We start from the raw sequence: 19,067 nt of genomic DNA, 5'->3' as shown, positions 1-19,067 counted from the left end.
CGGCCGACTCGGACGCCGTCAGGCTGGCTGCAGAAGGTCGCGCGCGACATCGAGCCACCCGCGGCTGTATAGCGCGTAACGCCCTCTTGCCGCCTCGCGCAACACGGGTCTGATCCGGCCAACGTACGAAGTCGGGAGGTCTGCTCTCACTTGCTGGTGGGCGACCTTCTCACGGGTCCGGATGACCACGCGAGGGTCCACGGCATCCCCGAGGTCTTCCAAACGGTCCAGAAGCACACTCGCACGGTCGAGGAGATACTCGTTGCGGCCAAGCCTGGGTTCGCGGAGTCTGCCGAATTTTGCGCGCAGGCCGAGCTTCTCCGCGCCGATCTGATTGCTTCCATGCTGCCTGTAGTCGGTGAGCTGCTGCGCAAGCACGCCGATCTCGCCGGTTGCCGCCGCTATCATCGCAAGCCACTCGTCGTGCACCCACGGCGCAGGGAACGGTGCGGCGAGATCGAAAAGGCGGCGTCGGATCACCGTGGTCGCTCCCGTGACGAGATTGCGGCGAAACAGCTCATCCAGTGCGTGGCCGCTATTGATCGACGCGATGTCGCTCTCCCGGATTTCCAAAGCGGCGAAGAGCGTCAGACCAAGCGGAGCGCCCCCTGCGTCGACGAGCCGGGCATCTCCCGATACGAGCAGCAGCTCAGGACCTTCGGCAAACCGTTCGAGAACTGCCTCCAGCCGACCGGGATGCCAGACGTCGTCCTGGTCACTGAGTGCGATGAAATCACCCGTTGTAGTTCTGATCGCTTGCTCGAAATTGCGCGCAACCCCTAGCGGTTCGGCATTCTCGACAACGACGAAGCGGATGGCAGGGTCTGCTGTCGCCGCGAACTCTCGGACGAGTTGCGCGGTGCCGTCGCCAGAAGCGTCATCCGATATCACGATCTCTCCGGGCGGAACCGTTTGCTCCACGATGGAGCGGAGTTGCTCGGCGATGAATGCGCTCCCGTTGTGGGTGCAAAGCGCAACCGAGACCCCCGTGGTCACGACCGGGTGCGCTTCAGCCTGGTCGACACCTTGCGGAGAACAGTGCGCGGTCCGCTGGTGCGCAGGTAGTAGACCGCCAGTTTGACGTCATGGCGGAGTCCGGACACACGCACACGCTGGCGCGTGCGTACGCGGACGCGCCCGGAGCCGTGTTCGTATTCGCTGTTGTCGCCGGCGTGGTGAGGATCAGCAACGAAGGCGACGAGCGGCGCAAGAGCCTGCTCCCAGAAGTAACGTCCACGTACGCGACGGATGTTCCGCTTCGATGCCTCGATGAACTTCACGTCGAAGAGCACGCGCTCGAGTGCTGCGGCGAGAGCGGCGACATCACCTGCTTCGACCACTATTCCGAGTTTCTCGGCCTCGATCAGCTCGGCGAAGTGGTCGCCGGCGGTCACCACCATGGGGAGCTCGGCCCACAGGTAGTCGAGGATTCGGGTGCGAAAAGAGAAGGTCGTCTCGATGTGCGAATGGTGGGTGCTCACGCCAGCATCCGCCTCGGTGAGGTAGTTCTGGCGGTCGCTGTAGTCCACCCACGACGCGTTGAAGAAGACTGCCTTGTCGAGCACTCCCAATTCGGCGGCGAGGGAGCGGGATTCGGCGACAATTTCCATTTCGGGGACGCCGGGGTGTGGATGCTTAGTGCCCTGGAAGAACAGTCGCACATTGTCGTGGCTCTGGGACACCTGCGACACGGCCCGGATGAGAGTCTGCGGATCGAACCAGTTGTAGAGGCCCCCGCTCCATAGCAGAACCTTGTCCTGAGCGCCGATCCCTGGAAGGACCCCCTTGAGCACATCGCGCTCGTGTCGGGGCGGCACCGAGGACAGACCGAAGGGAGCGATTCCGATCAGGCCATTGAGATCCGGATCACCGTCGTAGTTCGACGGGTTGATTCGACCGAGGGAGGCCAGCTGCCCGAGCCAGAACATGCGCTGGCGGTCTGACGCCGCGAGGAAGAAGTCACCCCGCCGCATCTGCTCGTTGAGCACGCCTGTCGCGTCGCTCACCTGGCGGTTCCACTGTTCCGGCGGGAGTTCGCGGCCCTGCTCGAGCTGTTCGAGGTGCATCGGGTCGTAGATGTCCACGACGAGAATCTTGCGAGAGGTTCGGAGGGCATCGAAGACCGCCATGGCGTGACCCTGGAAAATGATCACATCGGCCCACTCCTCGAGTTTGTCGAAGGCACGGTTATTGCCGGGCGCGACGTGCACGAGGCCGAAGGGTGCGTCGAGTTGCTCGACGCCGGTGAGCGACACGATCTTCACGTCATGGTCGTGTGCGAGCAGCTGCGCCATGTTCCAGGCACGGATGGCGGGACCAGCGAGCTTTCGTCCGATCGGGTCGCCGGTGATGATGAGCACTCGTGTCGAGGCCGGAGGCTCCGACACATCGAAAGTGGTGACGATGTGCTCGTAGCCACGCAGGTAGTCGTCTTGCTGGTAGACCGGAGCGTCTGCGTACCCGAACAGCCGCCAGATCTGGCTCTCCGAGACGCTGCGGGTGGCCTGGATCTTTGCGCGGGAGTCGGCGAGACTGGGCAACTGCTCGACGAACTGGTCGATGCTGAAGAGGGCTGCGACCGCCTGTTTGGAGATATCGACGGACTTCTCCGCATCGCCGCCGGGCTTTCGCAGGTCGAAGGAGGTCGAGTCGACGGCACCACGAGAGATGTTTCGACGCACCGAGAGCATCATGGCGGCGGGCAACGCCTGGTCGACGGTCTCCTCGCCGATGTTCTTGTACAGGGTGAAGAGCGCATTCCGTTCGAGGAGGTAGGTCTCCTTGTACGAGCCGAATCCCTCCATCGAGGCATGATGCTTGTGATATGCAAGCGAAGCGGGTTCGTAGACGAACCTCCACCCTTGCAGGTTGAGACGCCACCCGAGGTCGACATCTTCGAAGAACATGAAAAACCGCTCGTCGAAGCCTTCCAGAGCGTCATAGACCGAACGGCGGACGAACATGGCCGAGCCCGTTCCGAATAACACATCATGTGCGACATCCGCTTTCGAGGGCACTGGCTCAGCAGTGAGCGGCTTGTAGCCCATGCCATACCACGTCATGGCGGAGCCGATGTAGTCGACGAGCTTGCCGTCCCAGTCAAGAACCCTGCTCGCAACCGCTCCGATTCGCGGCGACTCCTCGAACTTTGCCACAGCGGCGCGTACCCAGCTCCTGTCGGGCTTGGCATCGTTGTTGAGAAGAGCGATGTACTCGCCGCTCGACGCCTTCACCCCAATATTGCACCCGCCCGCAAAGCCCTCGTTCGTCGTGGAGACGACGAGATTGATATGCGGAGCGGCGGCACGGAGTCGCTCGGCGCTGTCGTCGCCGGAGCCGTTTTCGACAACAACGATCTCCAGCTTTTCCTGGGGCCAGTCGAGCAGCCCGAGCTGCCCTATCGCTTCAATGGTGTCGGAGGCGCCCCGAAAATTCACGAGGACAACGGAGACGACACCAGGTCGCAGCTTAGGCATGGAGATCTTTCTCACGGGAGCAGAGGGCGTAGAAAGTCTACCAAGGCCCTCTTTTGGCAACGCTCCACGTCGCGGGCGCTGCTATCGAACTCGCTAGTGGGCAAGAAGGGAAGCGGGTACCTCGTGTAGCGCGGCCGCGACCTGCGCAACCTGCGCATCGGTCATCCACGGCCCCATCGGCATGCTCGTGACCTGTCGGGACAACGCCTCGGCAACCGGGAACGACCGCGACAACGAGTCCTCCGACATGAGCGCCCGCATCGGCGCGAGCTCGTGGACTGAGTACGGATAGTGCACGTCTGTAGTCACTCCATGATCAGACAGGAAGGCCTGGAGTTCTGGCCTGACCTCCGCTCGAAGGACGAAGTGATGCCAGACGCTGGCCGCTACATCTGCGGGTCCGACGACTCCCGCGGCACGATCGGGCCCGAGGGCGGCGAGATAGCTCGATGCGATTGAGCGACGGCGTTCTGTCCATCCATCGAGTTTCACCAGGTGCTGGGAGAGGAATGCGGCCTGCAATGGGTCCAGCCGGGAGTTCCAGCCGGTGTCCACGTGGTCGTACTTGGAAGCGCCCTGGCCGTAGGAACGCCTGCTCGATACGCGACGAGCGATCTCCGGGTCGGACGTGGTGACGGCACCGGCGTCTCCGAGTGCTCCGAGATTCTTCGTCGGATAGAACGAGAATGCTGCGGCATGCCCCGCGGATCCGGTCATCCCGGCCGTCGACATCGCGCCGTGGCTCTGGGCTGCGTCCTCGACGACGACGAGACCGTGGGCGTCAGCCACCGCGCGTACCGCCCGCAGATCGGCAGCCTGCCCGTACAGGTGCACGGCGATGATCGCCTTTGTGCGTGGGGTGATAGCTCGCTCGATGTCCGATGCGTCTATGTTCGCCGACGATCCGCACACTTCGACTGGAACCGGGGTGGCTCCTGTCTGAGTAACTCCGAGCCAGGTGGCGTAGAAAGTAAAGGCCGGAACGATGACCTCGTCGCCGTCTCCGATGTCGTAGGCCTCGAGAATGAGGCGAATAGCGTCGAGCCCGTTGCCGGTGCCGACGCAATGCTCGGCGCCGACGAACTTCGCGAACTCGGTCTCGAAACGGCCAGTGAGCGCCCCGCCGATGAAGTACCCGGAGTCGATGACTTCGTCGAGCGCGAGATGCAGTGCCTCTCGCTCGGGCCGGATTGCCTGGCCGAGGTCGAAGAACGGAACGATCTCCGTCACTTCTGGCTCCAGGACACGAACTCCTCATAGTCGCGGATGTAGTCGGTCGGGTCGTACTCTTCGGACGCGAAGACCAGGGCGGCGGCTCCACCGGAGAAGTTGCTCAGCGTTCTCCAGTAGCCCGGCGGCACGCGCAGGCCTTTGTCCGGGCTGTGTAAGTCGTAGCTGGTCTTTTCCGTACCGTTGTCGAGCTCGACGACGAAGCTCCCCGATACGGCGATGATGAGCTGATTGAGCGCCTTGTGAGCGTGGGATCCACGCACAGCGTCTGCCGGAACGTCATAAAGGAAGTAGACGCGCTTGATCGGAAAGGGAAACGGGAGATCCTTCTCGACGACACCGAGCGCGCCGAGATGATCTCTCACTGCTGGGATGTCGACGAGGCCTGGGGTATCCCAATTAGTCATGGCAAAACTGTAACAGTGCGGGCTCTCGGCCTCGGCAACCAGCCACGCAGGGAGCCAGCCTCTAAGATGTTCGGTGCCGAGTGACTCCGGTCGTCGCTTTAAGGTGAGGTAGGCAAGCCTGTGAACTCTCGAGTTATCAACCTTCTTACCAAAGGTCGAGTCCGCAAGCCTCTGCCGCTGGTGAGCGTCGAGGCCGAGCTCACATGTCTCTCGGCGCTGAGGGTCGAACTTGCGAGCTCCTACCCGCACATCCGCACGGATCAGCTACTGGCGATCGCCACCTCACACGGCCTCGACCGATTTCCGACCGGATTCCTCGTCTCGGGTTCGATCCGCGCTGCAGGCGCAGACAGCGCCCGGAGCGCGCTCGATCGCGTGCGCGAATCCTCGAACGGCACCCCGGAAACAGTGCATCCGCTGTTCTCCCAAGCGTTCTATGCACTGGCGAACCCGGATGTCGTAAGCGCCGGTTTGGTCCCGTGGCTGCACTACCAGGTCCATGGCCGAGCCGAGGGCCGGGCACCTCACCCACTCATCAATACAGAGTTCCTCGCCGCGTGGATGCCTGGGGTCCCGCGCAAGAACGTCGTCGACCGCTACCTAACCGATTCGGAATTCTGGCTCGCTGACCCCGGCCCGTACGTGGACTGCCGCAAGTTCATGGTCGACGGCCCGTGGGACGGCGTGACGAATCCGCTCCTCCAGATCGTCGCTGGGCGGCTCGCGTCACCCTGGGTTCATGCCCGCCTTCAGCTCGTCGACACAGACTCCCAGTCGCAGCAGGTCGCGAGGCTCACCGGGGCTGCATTCCTTCTCGGCACCACCGGTGCACGCTCGCGACTCGCCAATATCGAGACTTGGGCACTGCCTGAGGTCGATGAGGCGGTGACGAGAACATCGACGTTCACAGCGGTGCCAGGATCATTGCTCGGCGCCGACAAGCGCGTGCTCTGGTCGAGGCCCAGTCTGGTGCTCAGCCCCGACTCCACGATTGTGCGGCTGCCGACGGAAATTCTCAGCCTCCGTGCCGGTGAGACCACGAAGGCGGTGCGACTGCTCAATCTGGAAGGGGATTTCGAGCATTCGCGGCTTGCCGCCCTGGTGTCGGCGCTTCCGCCGCGTTCGGCGATTGCGCCATACACCTTCGCGCAGGAGGAGTCCCTCGTCGATATCGTCGCCCACTCCGGAATCGACGGCCTGCACATACTTCCTTTCGGTCGACAGGTACGTGTCGAGAGCGCCGAGGTCCTCCGTGAATATCCACCCGCAGCGCGCAGCTACGACGCCTGGCAACCCGGGCCGAGCGAGGATGGCGCCCGCTCGGCTTTCGTCCTCACCGACGACGAGCTCGCCTTTCGGCTCGTCGACGCCGGGGTAAAGCAGATGATTGCGGCCGGCGCGCTCGTCTGTGTCGTCGGAGCCTCCGGGCTCACTCCATGGCTCCCCGCCCTGAAGGCCCGGGACCAAATAATCTGTCGCGAGCCGCTCGCAGGGCTCGTCGCAACCTTCCTCTCCGTCGAAATCAGAGTGTTCGGCGACAACCACGCGGAGAAATTCTGATGAGTGCACCGCGCTCGGCGGCGATCATCGCCACCTTCAACCAAGACGGTTTCATCGCGGAAGCCGTGGAGAGCATTGCGGACCAGGTCGACGAGGTCATCGTGATCGACGACTGTTCGAGCGACAACACCCCGCTGGTGATGGCAGGGCTCGACATCCCTCACCTTGTCTCGATTCGAAATGATATCCAGCAGGGTGTCTCGCGGTCGTACAACATCGCTGTTGCACGTTCCACGGCTGACATTCTCGTGATCCAGGGCGGCGACGACCGCTCGCTTCCGGGGCGTGTGCCTGCCCAACTGGCCGCCTTCGATGACCCGGCTGTCTCACTCGTCTACAGCCTTCCCTACGTGATCAGTGCAACAGGCCGCCGCTTTCCCGACGAACTGGCCGCAGAATTCCTCATCGGGCGAGATGCGGTCGACCCGCTCGCGTTTCTGTTCTTCGAGGCGAACTTCATCTGCGCCCCTTCAGCCGCGGTGCGGCGGGACGACTATGTTCGGTTCGGCGGATTCCGCGCCGGGCTCGACCTCCTCCAGGATTACGCGCTCTGGCTGGACCTCGCTGCACACGGCAGTTTCGTTTCGTTGCCCGAGCCCATAGTCGAGTACCGGAAGCACGGCTCGAACCTGTCCCGGGAGTATGTCGGCATCGACGCTCCCAAACAGCGCCGCCTAGTGGCGGAGCGGGAGTCGATCCGCACCCGTTTCGCCGAGGACGCATCGGCCGAAACACTCACCCGGCTGGCCTCAGATCGTGACCTCGACCTCGACCTGTTCAGCGGCCTGGGACACGAAGAGCAAGTTGCCCTGATCGAGCTCGCCCATCCCGACAAACTCGTGCTCAGGCGCGGCTTGGCATACTTGTTCGGGGCAGCGGGCGAATCCGACGGCGAGGAGCGACTCTCGCGGTTGGGCCTGGACCTCTCGGCCCTCGGTCGGCTGTCGCTCGTAGCCGACCATGAGAATCTCGATGAGGTGGGCCGGGCGCTCGCCACTGCCGGTTCAATCGATCGTTTAGCCGCACGCAGACCAAGGGAATGACCGCAATGCCCATACATCCGACTGCGTCAATCGATCCCCGGGCACGCCTGGGCGACGGTGTGACGATCTGGGCGGGAACCCACGTTCGCGAGTTCGCGGTCATCGGCTCGCGCACATCCATCGGCCAGTATGCCTATGTCGGGCCTGGGACGACCATCGGCAGCGATTGCAAGATCCAAAACGCTGCGTTGCTCTATGAACCGGCCATCATCGGCGATGGTGTGTTCATCGGGCCGCGAGTCGTCTTCACCAACGATCGCCATCCTCGGGCCATCACCCCAGGCGGAATGCAGAAAGGTCCAGAGGACTGGGATGCCGTCGGCGTCACGGTCGAATACGGAGCGTCCATCGGCGCTGGTGCCATCTGCGTTGCCCCGATTCGCATCGGAGAATGGGCGACGGTCGCTGCCGGGGCCGTCGTGACGACCGACGTGCCCGACTATGCCGTCGTCGGAGGAGTACCCGCGCGACGGCTCGGCTGGGTAGGTCGGTCGGGACTTCCACTTCGCAAGGAAGGCACGGACTGGGTGTGTCCCACAACCGCGGAGCGCTACCACGAAACCGAGAACGGCACCCGACTCGTGCGACTTCAGCCATGAGCTCGTTCACCTCCCAGACTCGTGCCTATCGAGCATTCGAGAAGAAGTTCATCGAAGCTGTTCATGCTTTCGCTCTGGAATACGACGAGCGCTACCTCGAGTCCGCCGCGCAGCTGCTCGCCTCGATCAGCGCCGAGACCCATGACCAGCATGTGATCTCGCCCGTGCGCACCGTTTCCCTCACGGGCTGGATGCTCTCGAACAGCGGTTTCCGAATCCGGTCGAGGCGGCTCCGAGCGCTCAACCCCGACTACACGATTCATGTCAAGCGATACCGGCGACCGGAGATCGACAAGCGGGACCAGCGGCCGACCCCCGCGGGTTTCATCATCAATGCGAGAAGTGCTGTCGAGTCGCCGCTCTTTGATTTCCGCGTTAGCGACTCGTCAGGCCGGACCTACCTTCTGCCGACCTCCAACTCGGACGCGGCCTTCCAGTCCAGCTTTTATCCGCACCTGATCGACGATGACGGCGAACAGTCTCCCGATCAGCCGCTCGGATATCTCGACTCGATCCGTCAGTCGCCCTGGCCGATCGACGGCGATCGATCAACCTGGCTCGGCGTTCTTGCCCACCGGGTGCCGACGGAGTTGCTGACCGTCGTCGACGCACCGCAGGGGGAGCCCTGGCGAGAGACTTTCGCCGATCTCCTCGGGGTGTTCTCTTCGGAGGCCCGCTGGGCCGATCGCTTCAATTTGACCGGCCGGGGAGCTGCAGGGCGTTTTCACTCCGATTTTCGATTGGTACGAGTTGATCGCCCTCCAGCGCTGATCGAAGAGAAGTCGGGAGATGGCGTTGCTCTTCCCGTATTCGACGAGTCGCGGCGCATTCACCGAGCCGTGCCGGGACCGGTCAATTTGAGAATCCCCTCTACCGACTGGTTGCGGCTCGAGAACGCCTCGGTACAGGATGGCGGAACCGTCCTTGTGGGCGAATCTCTCGTGCTCTACGAATCGGCGTCTGATCCACAAAACGATTTCGTTGCGGGACAGTGGGACTCGGTGTTCGGCTCCCAAGCCCATCCCGAGGCTGCGCTCGTAAACCTCAAGGAGCTGGCGGGCGACATCATCCCCGAAGGAATCCTGCTGGCCGGACGAAGTGACGCTAACTGGTATCACTGGCTGATCGAGTACCTGCCTCGCGTGTTGATGATTGATCCGGAGATCTCGCCAGACATCCCCCTCCTAATCACGCCTCGAACTCCAGCATCGGGCCTTGCAGCACTTCGAGCGATCACCGATCGTCCTCTCGTCTCCATCGATCCCGGTCGGCTTCAACGCGTCGAAACGCTCCATGTGGTCGCTCCGCCGGTCCAGGTTCTGGATACCACTCGGGTGCCCTGGAGCGAGGGGCTCAGCCTCAACCCGGAGCCACTTCGTCTTCTGCGCTCAGCCTGGGGTCTCACCGACGAGCCGATCATCGGGGGTCGCAAAATATTCCTCAGCCGTAAGTCCGCTCACCGCGGCCTGCTCAACGAGGCGGAACTCGTGGATCTCGCGGTCGCGAACGGGCTCGAGATCGTCGAGCCGGGAACCATGACGTTCGAAGACCAACTCGAGTTGTTCTCCTCCTCGTCCCTGGTCGCCGGAGCGAGCGGGGCAGTAATGGCAAACTACTTGATGATGAGCAGGGGCTCCAGGGTGATCGCCCTGACTTCTGAAGCGCTCACCGAATTCGTGCTCCCCGCAGCAATCGCCGCGGTCGCTGGCGTTGGTTTCACGTATGTCTCCGGGCCGACCAACGTGACACTCTCTGAAAGTAAGACGCGGAACGACTGGATGCACTCGGACTTCTCGATCGAGCCCGCAACGTTCTCCGCAGCTCTGACAGATCATTAAGCATCTGTAGGCGGGCCTCGCCCGAAGCGTGGTGGGCAGTTCACAACGCAGCCCGACGGTCAGTTCTTCGTTGCGGCCTGGCCGCCGGGATACATCGAGACACCTTGCGAAACGGCGAGTCAAATGAGTTTTCCACCACTATCCTCGATCAAGGCAAGTCTCAGGATCCTTGATATCAGGTCAAAGCCGGGACAGTCGCGTATCGGCCGGTGGGGAGATGACGGAGCGATGGCAATTTCGGCTATGGTCCTTGCCGACGCGGTCCCGTGATTCGTTTTGCGCGAGGCGGCTCCAAGTACGCCGCATTCGAAACGGCCGTCGTCGCTGCGATCCACCTTTACTGGCTTGACAACGATGAGAAGCATCTGCGGCGCTCGGCAGACCTCCTTCGACATCTGGACAAAAGAGTTCGTTCGCGCCACACGGCATCAGACATCCAATTGGTCACGATCGAGGGTTGGCTCCTTTCAAAAAATGGCTATCGGATTCGGATGACCCACCTTCGAAAGTTGAACCCTGGCTATCGCATAAAAATTGAACGCTACGTTCGGGTTGAGTTCCGGCGCAGCAGGAATCTCCCCCCTGCTGGGTTCCGAGTAACCGCGCTAGGCCCGCGATCCCTTCCGCCATTCGACTTCTCCATCGCGGACGCTTATGGCGATTCGCACCTCCTTCCCCTCTCGAACTCTGACGCCCTCTATCAAGCGAGGTTCTTCCCCCACTTGATAGACGATGGTCCTCTCGACCTGTTCGAGTACTCCCACGGATACATTGACTCCATCGTGCAATCGTCATTGGGAATCGACGACAATCCCAGTACCTGGCTCAGCACGCTCGCCCATCTCTTCCCCGCCGAAATGCTCGAACTTGTCGAGTCGCGTTTCGCGCGGTTCCTCGCCCCTATCGTCGCCGAACTCCTGACGCTCTTCCCGTCGCAGGCCCGATGGTCGGATCGATTCGCTCTGGCTGCACACGGGGCCGATGGAGCGTTCCATTCGGACTACACGCCCATGCGGGTGGATGCCGTTGCTGAGAGCTCACGCGTGATCGTTAAGCACTCGATTCCCATTCCTCTGCTCCGAAAGGTCGGAGCAGTTCATCGAGCCGTGCCCGGAGAACGGATGCTTCCGGTCCCGGACACCCGATGGATACGGCTGCGCGATGCGCGTGTTCAGAGCGGCGGCACTGTGCTTGCCGACAACGCCCTCGTGTTGTATGAGGAGGCCGCCGACCCCCGCCGAGATTTTGTCGCCGGGCAGTGGGACAGCGTGTATGGCTCTCCCACCCATCCGGAAGCCGCGTTGGTGGAACTCAAACCCAGCTCCGTCGAGTCGATCGATGAAGGAATCTTGCTCAGCGGTCGGAACGATTCCAACTGGTTTCACTGGATGATCGAGTACTTGCCTCGAGTTATGCAGATCGACCCGTCGATCGATTCGACGGTCCCGCTCCTTGTCACAAATCGCACGCCTGTGAACGGACTTGCGGCCCTTCGCAGCCTCACCGCCCGTCCCGTCCTGGTGATCGATCCGGAGGTGGCTCAACTTGTAAACACGCTTCACCTGGTCGCTCCTCCGGTGCAAATTCTCGATACGACCAGAACACCCTGGCGCGAGGGCCTGAGCCTCAATCCGGCGCCACTACGAGCCATGCGTGCGGCATGGGCGCTAGACAACTCTTCACCGCAAACGCCGAGCCGGAGAATCTTCCTTAGTCGCAGGTCTGGCCATCGGGGCCTGATCAACGAACAACATCTCGCCGACATTGCAGTTGAACTCGGATTTGAGACTCACGAGCCAGGATCGATGTCTTTCGAAGAGCAACTTCAGGTCTTTTCTCACGCGTCGTTGCTCGTGGGTGCCAGCGGCGCAGTTATGGCCAATTATCTCATGATGTCCCCGGGTAGCACGATCATTGCGCTCACCTCAGATGCGCTTACCGATTTCATTTTGCCGGCCGCGATCGCCGCAGTAGCAGGGGTCCACTTCAGCTACCTCTCTGGGCCACCGGTGAGGCCCTTGGCGGAGAGCGGCACCCGGAACAACTGGTTGCACTCTGATTTCACTGTTGATCCGAACACTTTCAAGTCGGTGCTGGGGCGTGCCCTGGAAGAGCCGGACTCAATCGACAGCCAGCCCACTCTGGCCGGAAAGCAGAGGGACGGGGGACAAAGGACCCGACACCTCGGGGCATTTCGCGCCCACTCCCCGTGGTCGCGCACAAGGCGCTGAACTGGCAGCTACCAGGTCTTCCACGGTGCGTCGCCGGAATCCCAGAGGTCGTTGAGCATCTTTGACTCGCGATAGGTGTCCATCGGCTGCCAAAACCCATCATGGGGATGCGCGGCGATCTGCGCATCGGCAGCCAGACTTTTCAACGGCTTCTCTTCGAGCATTGAGTCGTCGTCGAGGTAATCGAAGATCTTTGGCTCGAAGAGAAAATACCCGATGTTGATCCAGCCTTCAACCTGCGGCTTCTCCTTGAACTGCTTAACCGCACCGTCCGGTTCGAGATCGAGAACTCCGAAGCGGCTCAGCGGCTGAATCGACGTCATCGTCGCGATCTTGCCATGCGACTCGTGATATTCGGTGAGCGCTTTGAGGTCGATATCGGCGAGGCCGTCTCCGTACGTGCAGAGGAAACGCTCACCCTTGACATACTTCTCGATCTGCTTGATCCGGCTGCCGGTTGGAGCGTTCGGACCGGTGTCGGCGACGGTGACGGTCCAGTCGAACTCGTCGTGCGCACCGTGGTACGTGATTCCGGCCTGGTCGCCGAGGGTCACGGTGAAGTCTTGGTTCACCGCGCCGTAGTTGGTGAAATAGTTCTTGATGATCTCGCTCTTGTAGCCGGTGCAGATCACGAAGTCCTTGATGCCCTGCTGGCTGAGAACCTTCATGATGTGCCAGAGGACGGGCCTGCCGCCGATTTCGACCATCGGCTTCGGCCTGAACTCAGTTTCTTCACGCATGCGCGTTCCGAGCCCACCGGCAAGTAGTACTGCCTTCATGTGATTTCCTGTCGTACTGGGGGGACGGGCCGCTCCGTGGCGGACCCACCGACAGACAACCCTAGCCTTAGGCCTGCTTGACTCCTCCTAGAATGGTTGGTCGGACTACATTTTTACGGAGCACATACATCGTGGCTGAAGACCTAGAACGCCAGCAGATCCTCGACCAGGTTCGGGCCTACGCCGAAAAGGCACTCGCAAAAGCCGAATTCGTCCCAGGAGAGACTTCCGTTCCCGTCTCGGGGAAGGTGCTGGGGCCAGAGGACTTCGAGGCCCTAGTGGATGCGTCGCTCGACGGCTGGCTCACGGCCGGTCGATTCCACACGCAATTCGAGCGCGAACTCGCCCGTTACGTCGGCAGTCGCAGCGCGATGTTCGTGAATAGCGGATCGAGTGCGAATCTCGTCGCGCTGAGCGGCCTGACGAGTCCCAAGCTCGGTGCACGGGCACTCAAGCCGGGCGACGAGGTCCTCACCGTCGCTGCAGGCTTTCCCACAACCGTGAACCCGATCATCCAGAACGGACTTCGCCCTGTGGTCGTCGACGTCGAGCTGGGTACCTATGACGCGATCTCGGAGCGATTGCGCGAAGCGGTCAGCCCGAAGACGCGCGCCATCATGATGGCCCACACACTCGGCAACCCGTTCGACCTCGACACGGTACAAGAGTTGTGCCGCGAACACGACCTCTGGCTGGTCGAAGATTCGTGCGACGCGCTCGGATCGACCTACGACGGCAAACGAACCGGTAGTTTCGGCGACACCGCCACGCTCAGCTTCTACCCTGCTCACCACATCACCACCGGCGAGGGCGGAGCGGTCTTCGTGAAGTCGCCTCTCGTGCGTAAGCAGGTCGAATCATTCCGCGACTGGGGTCGGGACTGCTATTGCGAGACCGGCCACGACAACACCTGCTTCAAGCGCTTCGAATGGCAGCTCGGGGATCTGCCCGTCGGCTACGACCACAAGTACATTTACAGTCACATCGGATACAACCTCAAGGCAACCGATATGCAGGCCGCACTCGGATCCTCGCAATTGACCAAGATCGATCGTTTCGTCGACGCACGAAAGAAGAATTTCACCCACCTTCACGAACGGTTCACCGGTGTAGACGGCCTGATTCTTCCGTTCGCTACGCCGAAATCGGATCCGTCGTGGTTCGGCTTCCCTATCACCCTCGATCCCGAGCATCCGGTCGACCGCAATGCTCTCATGCGCTTCCTGGATGACCGGAAGATCGGCACCCGCCTGCTGTTCGCCGGCAATCTCACCAAGCAGCCGGCCTATCGCAATGTGGACTTCCGGGTCGTGGGAGATCTCACCAACACCGACATCGTGATGAACCGCACCTTCTGGGTGGGCGTCTATCCCGGGCTCACAACACCGATGCTCGACTACATCGCTGATTCGATCATCGAGTTCGTAGAAAACGCCGCAAGGTAGACGGTGCACTATCTCGTCACTGGACATACCGGTTTCAAGGGGGCGTGGCTCGTTCTCCTTCTCCGGTCTAGAGGCCACACGGTGTCCGGGCTTGCACTCGATCCTCTCGAAGGGTCGCTATTCGAGACGGCTCGGCTGACGGAATTGATCGAGGCGGATCGGCGAGTGGACATTCGCGATGCCGCCGCCACCGCTGCAGCGATCCGGGAGATCGCTCCGGACGTGCTCCTTCATCTTGCCGCGCAGCCGCTGGTGAGACGTTCCTATGCGGATCCACGCGAGACATTCGAGACCAACGTCATGGGAACGTTCAACGTGCTCGAGGCTGTCTCGACGACCCCCTCGATCGCAGCGCAAGTGATCATCACGACCGACAAGGTCTACCGAAATGTCGATCAACGCGCCGGATACCGGGAGTCTGATCCGCTCGGCGGCGACGATCCGTATAGCTCATCAAAGGCGATGGCGGACCTCCTCACACAGTCGTGGGTGAAGAGTTTTCCCGGCGTTCCGACCGCCATCGCTCGAGCAGGAAACGTCATCGGCGGCGGCGACGTCAGCCCGGATCGACTACTGCCCGACCTCTTGAGTTCCTATTCACATGGGGAGCCGGCATCGTTGCGGTACCCACTCGCAGTTCGGCCCTGGCAGCACGTGCTCGACTGCCTCAATGGCTACCTCGCGCTCACTGATGCGCTCCTCGTGGGTTCAGGCGAAGGCGAGTGGAACTTCGGGCCGGGCGAGGAGAGCTTCGTCCCGGTCGGCGAGGTCGCTGACATCACCGCCCGACTGTGGGGCGAAGGGGCGAGCTGGAAGGCGCCCGGCGGCGAGTACCCCCACGAGGCGAACCTCCTTGCCCTCGACTCTGCTAAGGCTATTAACCAGCTTGGGTGGTTCAATCGGCTTCTGTTTCCCCGAAGTGTCGAGTGGACCATCGACTGGTACCGTGCGGTGGCGGACGGGCAAGATGCGCGTGACGTCACGTCTGCCCAAATCCGCGCGTTTGGCGAAGTTCACTGAATCCGTTCGGCTGTCGCCCCACTATGGGCGCTTCCGTCAGAGCGGTTCTTCAATCAGAGCGGTTCTTTAACGGGTTATCACCGCTCCGCCGCCCGGCGTCCACGAGATCGCGCCATGCTGAAAAGCTTGGGCACAACTGGTCGCCTGAGTGTTGCAGACCGCGGCACCGGTTGGCCATCCGAGAGCTCCCCCCTCGCCCAACACCGACCAATACGCGTCACGGATTGCGCCGGAAACAGCCCACCCGCCGGACGCTGCCGACCAATAAATCGACCCGTTCTGGAAACCCTGCGCCTTACCCCCACCATTCACCGACTCGACGAAAACCGGACTTCCGATCTGGCCAAGTGAACCACTTGCTCCACCGAGACTCTGATGGACGGCATCGATCTCCGGAGATGTCGACGCGACACGCGCGGTCGACGCACCGGTCGAGATGATGTTCGCGTTCTGGAACGTCTGGGTGCACTGTCCCCCCGCACAGGTCGGCGCCGCGGTCGGCCAGCCCAACGGCCCCCCCTCGCCCAGCACCGACCAGTACACGGAGCGGAACACGCCGGACACTGCGAAAGCCCCGAGGCTCGACTGGTATATCGACCCGTTCTGGAACCCCTGCGACTTTCCCCCACCATTGACTGTGAGCTGATACGGGCCACTAATCGGCCAACCCAACGCACCAGCCGGCCCCCCAGCAACGCCGTATGCCGTCAGGATGGCACCAGACATCATCACTCGCGCTCCACCCGATCCGGACGAATAGATCGACCCTCCCTGGAAAGTCTGGACGCTACCGCCACCGTTGGCCGAGGACGGCACCGCGGCACCGGTTGGCCATCCGAGAGCTCCCCCCTCGCCCAACACCGACCAATACGCGTCACGGATTGCGCCGGAAACAGCCCACCCGCCGGACGCTGCCGACCAATAAATCGACCCGTTCTGGAAACCCTGCGCCTTACCCCCACCATTCACCGACTCGACGAAAACCGGACTTCCGATCTGGCCAAGTGAACCACTTGCTCCACCGAGACTCTGATGGACGGCATCGATCTCCGGAGATGTCGACGCGACACGCGCGGTCGACGCACCGGTCGAGATGATGTTCGCGTTCTGGAACGTCTGGGTGCACTGTCCCCCCGCACAGGTCGGCGCCGCGGTCGGCCAGCCCAACGGCCCCCCCTCGCCCAGCACCGACCAGTACACGGAGCGGAACACGCCGGACACTGCGAAAGCCCCGAGGCTCGACTGGTATATCGACCCGTTCTGGAACCCCTGCGACTTTCCCCCACCATTGACTGTGAGCTGATACGGGCCACTAATCGGCCAACCCAACGCACCAGCCGGCCCCCCAGCAACGCCGTATGCCGTCAGGATGGCACCAGACATCATCACTCGCGCTCCACCCGATCCGGACGAATAGATCGACCCTCCCTGGAAAGTCTGGACGCTACCGCCACCGTTGGCCGAGGACGGCACCGCGGCACCGGTTGGCCATCCGAGAGCTCCCCCCTCGCCCAACACCGACCAATACGCGTCACGGATTGCGCCGGAAACAGCCCACCCGCCGGACGCTGCCGACCAATAAATCGACCCGTTCTGGAAACCCTGCGCCTTACCCCCACCATTCACCGACTCGACGAAAACCGGACTGATGATGGGCCCAAGAGAGCCTGACGCTCCCCCAAGACTCGAGTAGACGGTCTGGATTTCAGGCGAGGGAGGCTGAATTACCTGCGCCCCTCCTGAGGCTGTCCAAACAATGGTGCCGTTCTTGAACACCTGAGTGCAGGTTCCTGAGGCGCAAGTCTGAGCTGAGATCGGGAATCCTAAGAATCCGCCCTCGCCGAGAACGGACCAGTACTTGTCCCGAATCGCGCCGGACACTGCAAATCCGCCTGCCGAAGGACTCCAGTAAAGAGAGCCGTTCTTAAACCCCTGGGCCTTCCCACCATCGTTTGCGGTGACCGCGTACTCGTCACTGATTGGCCATCCAAGCGCACCCTGCTGGCCTCCCAAACTCTGATACGAGGTCAGCATCGGGGCATAGAGCGCGTGCGCGCCGCCAGAGGCCGACCAGAATATTGTCCCCTTCTGAAACTGTTGTTGTGTTCCCGAGCCGTTGGCAGAGTCGTAGTATCCGGGGGTTGTCGGCCACCCGAGCGTTCCGGGCGGGCCGCCAGTCGATTCAAATAGCTCCGAAAGAGGGCCGATGATCGCCCGAGCACCGGTTGTGCTCGACGAATAGATCGTTCCGAACTGGAACGACTGTACGACGCCGCTGATTCCTTGCGCACTCTCGGCAACAGTGCCAGTGGTAGGCCACCCCAAGGATCCATTGAAGGCACCGATGTTGTTATATGCCGTGAGAACAGATCCCGTGACGGAATACGTCCCGTAGCTGGAAGTCCAATAGATCGATCCGTTGGCGAAGGTTTGAAACAGACCGCCGCCGAACGTGCTCGCGGCTTGGACCGTGCTGGTGGAGGCGCCCAGAGCGCCTGCCGCTCCCCCCTGGGCTGCATAGAAGGCGGCGATTTGCTCCTGTCCGGCCGCTGCCGCTGTCGTAGTTGGCCCGAACCAGGTGCTGTAATAGACCCAGAAATTGCGATTTCCGTATGACGAACACCCGTCGCCGAGGCCGGTGACGTTGGCGAGCGCGGCAGGGTTCGGTTGGTAGGGAGTGTAGTTATAGAGGGCCGCCGTTGCGTAGTTCTGAATGTTCACTGAGCCGCTGCCACAGCCCGCATTCGGGTTCCACAGCACATTGCGCACTCCGGGCTGAACTCCAAATCGACTGGCCTTATAAGTTACAAGCTGCCGACTACCTGCATAAATCTGATTGCCGAACCCCAACGTGTCGACCGCGCAGGGAGCGGTGTCGGGACAGGCCATCCCCATCGCTCGGTCGAGCGCTGCCTGCGATGGTGCCGCCTTCGTAATCAGCCCCTGTTCTTTCTGGAGCGTTACCAGGATGACCTTCGCGCTCAAGTTACAAGCGACCTGCGCTCGGAATATGATCGTCGATGCCGCGAGGGTACCGCCTTGGAAAGCGTTGCAACGTAGGTTCCCTGTCGAGTCGGAGACCGAAAGTCCACGGCTGGCGACCGCGAAATTCATCGACGCGAGCCCACTTCCCATCCCGGACAGGAAGCTTTGAATTTGGCTCTCCGACATCGCGTTGCCGTCATAAAATTTCGAATCATCAATGATTCGACCCGCGTGGAAGTCGGTGCCGGAGAGTGCCGCCGCCGGTTCTGGGGAATTGAATACAACCGCGGACGTGGCGATGGTCAGGGCGAGGAAACACCCAATGACTAGCGATACCGGACGCGAACGTCCCCAAGATCGAGTTCCCATCGACTCATCCACCCATGATTCGGCGTAGCGCAGCCCGACATACGGGTGCTCGCGAGCTTAAGAATATGCGTTTTCAGGTACTTTG

Annotated in this window: 13 protein-coding genes; 7 read left to right on the top strand and 6 right to left on the bottom strand. The window is 61.9% G+C overall.

Going from position 1 to position 19,067, the window contains the following annotated elements; all coding sequences use genetic code 11:
- Positions 1 to 18 precede the first annotated feature (18 nt).
- The 4 genes from ACVXZ4_RS03745 to ACVXZ4_RS03730 form a co-directional block, all read right to left on the bottom strand.
- Complete coding sequence (locus ACVXZ4_RS03745) at positions 19 to 996, bottom strand: glycosyltransferase family 2 protein (RefSeq protein ID WP_461796893.1); 978 nt, start codon at positions 994 to 996, stop codon at positions 19 to 21.
- Positions 993 to 3,476: a glycosyltransferase gene (locus ACVXZ4_RS03740; protein ID WP_461796892.1), complete on the bottom strand. Its 2,484-nt coding sequence runs from the start codon at positions 3,474 to 3,476 to the stop codon at positions 993 to 995. The genes ACVXZ4_RS03745 and ACVXZ4_RS03740 overlap by 4 nt, the downstream gene beginning before the upstream one ends.
- A gap of 93 nt (positions 3,477 to 3,569) precedes the next feature.
- On the bottom strand, positions 3,570 to 4,706 hold the full coding sequence (locus tag ACVXZ4_RS03735; RefSeq protein ID WP_461796891.1) for a DegT/DnrJ/EryC1/StrS family aminotransferase: 1,137 nt from the start codon (positions 4,704 to 4,706) through the stop codon (positions 3,570 to 3,572).
- Positions 4,703 to 5,113: a sugar 3,4-ketoisomerase gene (locus tag ACVXZ4_RS03730; protein ID WP_461796890.1), complete on the bottom strand. Its 411-nt coding sequence runs from the start codon at positions 5,111 to 5,113 to the stop codon at positions 4,703 to 4,705. Before ACVXZ4_RS03730 ends, ACVXZ4_RS03735 begins: the two co-directional genes overlap by 4 nt.
- A gap of 120 nt (positions 5,114 to 5,233) precedes the next feature.
- Here ACVXZ4_RS03730 and ACVXZ4_RS03725 point away from each other — a divergent pair, with 120 nt between their 5' ends.
- The 5 genes from ACVXZ4_RS03725 (at position 5,234) to ACVXZ4_RS03705 (ending at position 12,384) form a co-directional block, all read left to right on the top strand.
- Complete coding sequence (locus tag ACVXZ4_RS03725) at positions 5,234 to 6,673, top strand: hypothetical protein (RefSeq protein WP_461796889.1); 1,440 nt, start codon at positions 5,234 to 5,236, stop codon at positions 6,671 to 6,673.
- Positions 6,673 to 7,716, top strand: a complete 1,044-nt coding sequence (locus tag ACVXZ4_RS03720) for a glycosyltransferase (RefSeq protein ID WP_461796888.1) — start codon at positions 6,673 to 6,675, stop codon at positions 7,714 to 7,716. Before ACVXZ4_RS03725 ends, ACVXZ4_RS03720 begins: the two co-directional genes overlap by 1 nt.
- 5 nt (positions 7,717 to 7,721) lie before the next feature.
- Complete coding sequence (locus ACVXZ4_RS03715; RefSeq protein WP_461796887.1) at positions 7,722 to 8,315, top strand: acyltransferase; 594 nt, start codon at positions 7,722 to 7,724, stop codon at positions 8,313 to 8,315.
- The gene (locus ACVXZ4_RS03710) at positions 8,312 to 10,153 is read left to right on the top strand and encodes a glycosyltransferase family 61 protein (protein WP_461796886.1); all 1,842 of its coding nucleotides are present in this window, start codon (positions 8,312 to 8,314) and stop codon (positions 10,151 to 10,153) included. The genes ACVXZ4_RS03715 and ACVXZ4_RS03710 overlap by 4 nt, the downstream gene beginning before the upstream one ends.
- 266 nt (positions 10,154 to 10,419) lie before the next feature.
- A complete protein-coding gene (locus tag ACVXZ4_RS03705) occupies positions 10,420 to 12,384 on the top strand; it encodes a glycosyltransferase family 61 protein (RefSeq protein ID WP_461796885.1) in 1,965 nt (654 codons plus the stop codon).
- Positions 12,385 to 12,392: 8 nt separating this feature from the next.
- Here the strand turns inward: ACVXZ4_RS03705 and rfbF are convergent, their stop codons facing one another.
- Entirely contained in the window at positions 12,393 to 13,163 is a 771-nt protein-coding gene (gene rfbF, locus ACVXZ4_RS03700; RefSeq protein WP_354574116.1) for a glucose-1-phosphate cytidylyltransferase, read from the bottom strand.
- Positions 13,164 to 13,294: 131 nt separating this feature from the next.
- On the opposite strand from rfbF, the gene rfbH reads away from it, so the two are divergent.
- Positions 13,295 to 14,608 carry a lipopolysaccharide biosynthesis protein RfbH gene (gene rfbH, locus ACVXZ4_RS03695; RefSeq protein WP_461796884.1) on the top strand — a complete coding sequence of 438 codons (1,314 nt, stop codon included), beginning with the start codon at positions 13,295 to 13,297 and terminating at the stop codon, positions 14,606 to 14,608.
- A gap of 3 nt (positions 14,609 to 14,611) precedes the next feature.
- Complete coding sequence (gene rfbG / locus ACVXZ4_RS03690; protein ID WP_461796883.1) at positions 14,612 to 15,628, top strand: CDP-glucose 4,6-dehydratase; 1,017 nt, start codon at positions 14,612 to 14,614, stop codon at positions 15,626 to 15,628.
- A gap of 66 nt (positions 15,629 to 15,694) precedes the next feature.
- Here the strand turns inward: rfbG and ACVXZ4_RS03685 are convergent, their stop codons facing one another.
- On the bottom strand, positions 15,695 to 18,982 hold the full coding sequence (locus ACVXZ4_RS03685; RefSeq protein ID WP_461796882.1) for a hypothetical protein: 3,288 nt from the start codon (positions 18,980 to 18,982) through the stop codon (positions 15,695 to 15,697).
- Positions 18,983 to 19,067 lie beyond the last annotated feature (85 nt).

This window comes from Lacisediminihabitans sp. FW035 (genome assembly GCF_054880895.1).
Note: the sequence above shows the minus strand (reverse complement) of the source record. Positions and strands in the feature narration are given on the sequence as shown.

What these genes read in the sequence shown, in the direction of transcription:
- rfbF (WP_354574116.1), bottom strand. Translation starts at nt 13,163, where the DNA reads ATGAAGGCAGTACTACTTGCCGGTGGGCTCGGAACGCGCATGCGTGAA.
- ACVXZ4_RS03710 (WP_461796886.1), top strand. Translation starts at nt 8,312, where the DNA reads ATGAGCTCGTTCACCTCCCAGACTCGTGCCTATCGAGCATTCGAGAAG.
- ACVXZ4_RS03730 (WP_461796890.1), bottom strand. Translation starts at nt 5,113, where the DNA reads ATGACTAATTGGGATACCCCAGGCCTCGTCGACATCCCAGCAGTGAGA.
- ACVXZ4_RS03740 (WP_461796892.1), bottom strand. Translation starts at nt 3,476, where the DNA reads ATGCCTAAGCTGCGACCTGGTGTCGTCTCCGTTGTCCTCGTGAATTTT.
- ACVXZ4_RS03720 (WP_461796888.1), top strand. Translation starts at nt 6,673, where the DNA reads ATGAGTGCACCGCGCTCGGCGGCGATCATCGCCACCTTCAACCAAGAC.
- ACVXZ4_RS03715 (WP_461796887.1), top strand. Translation starts at nt 7,722, where the DNA reads ATGCCCATACATCCGACTGCGTCAATCGATCCCCGGGCACGCCTGGGC.
- ACVXZ4_RS03685 (WP_461796882.1), bottom strand. Translation starts at nt 18,982, where the DNA reads ATGGGAACTCGATCTTGGGGACGTTCGCGTCCGGTATCGCTAGTCATT.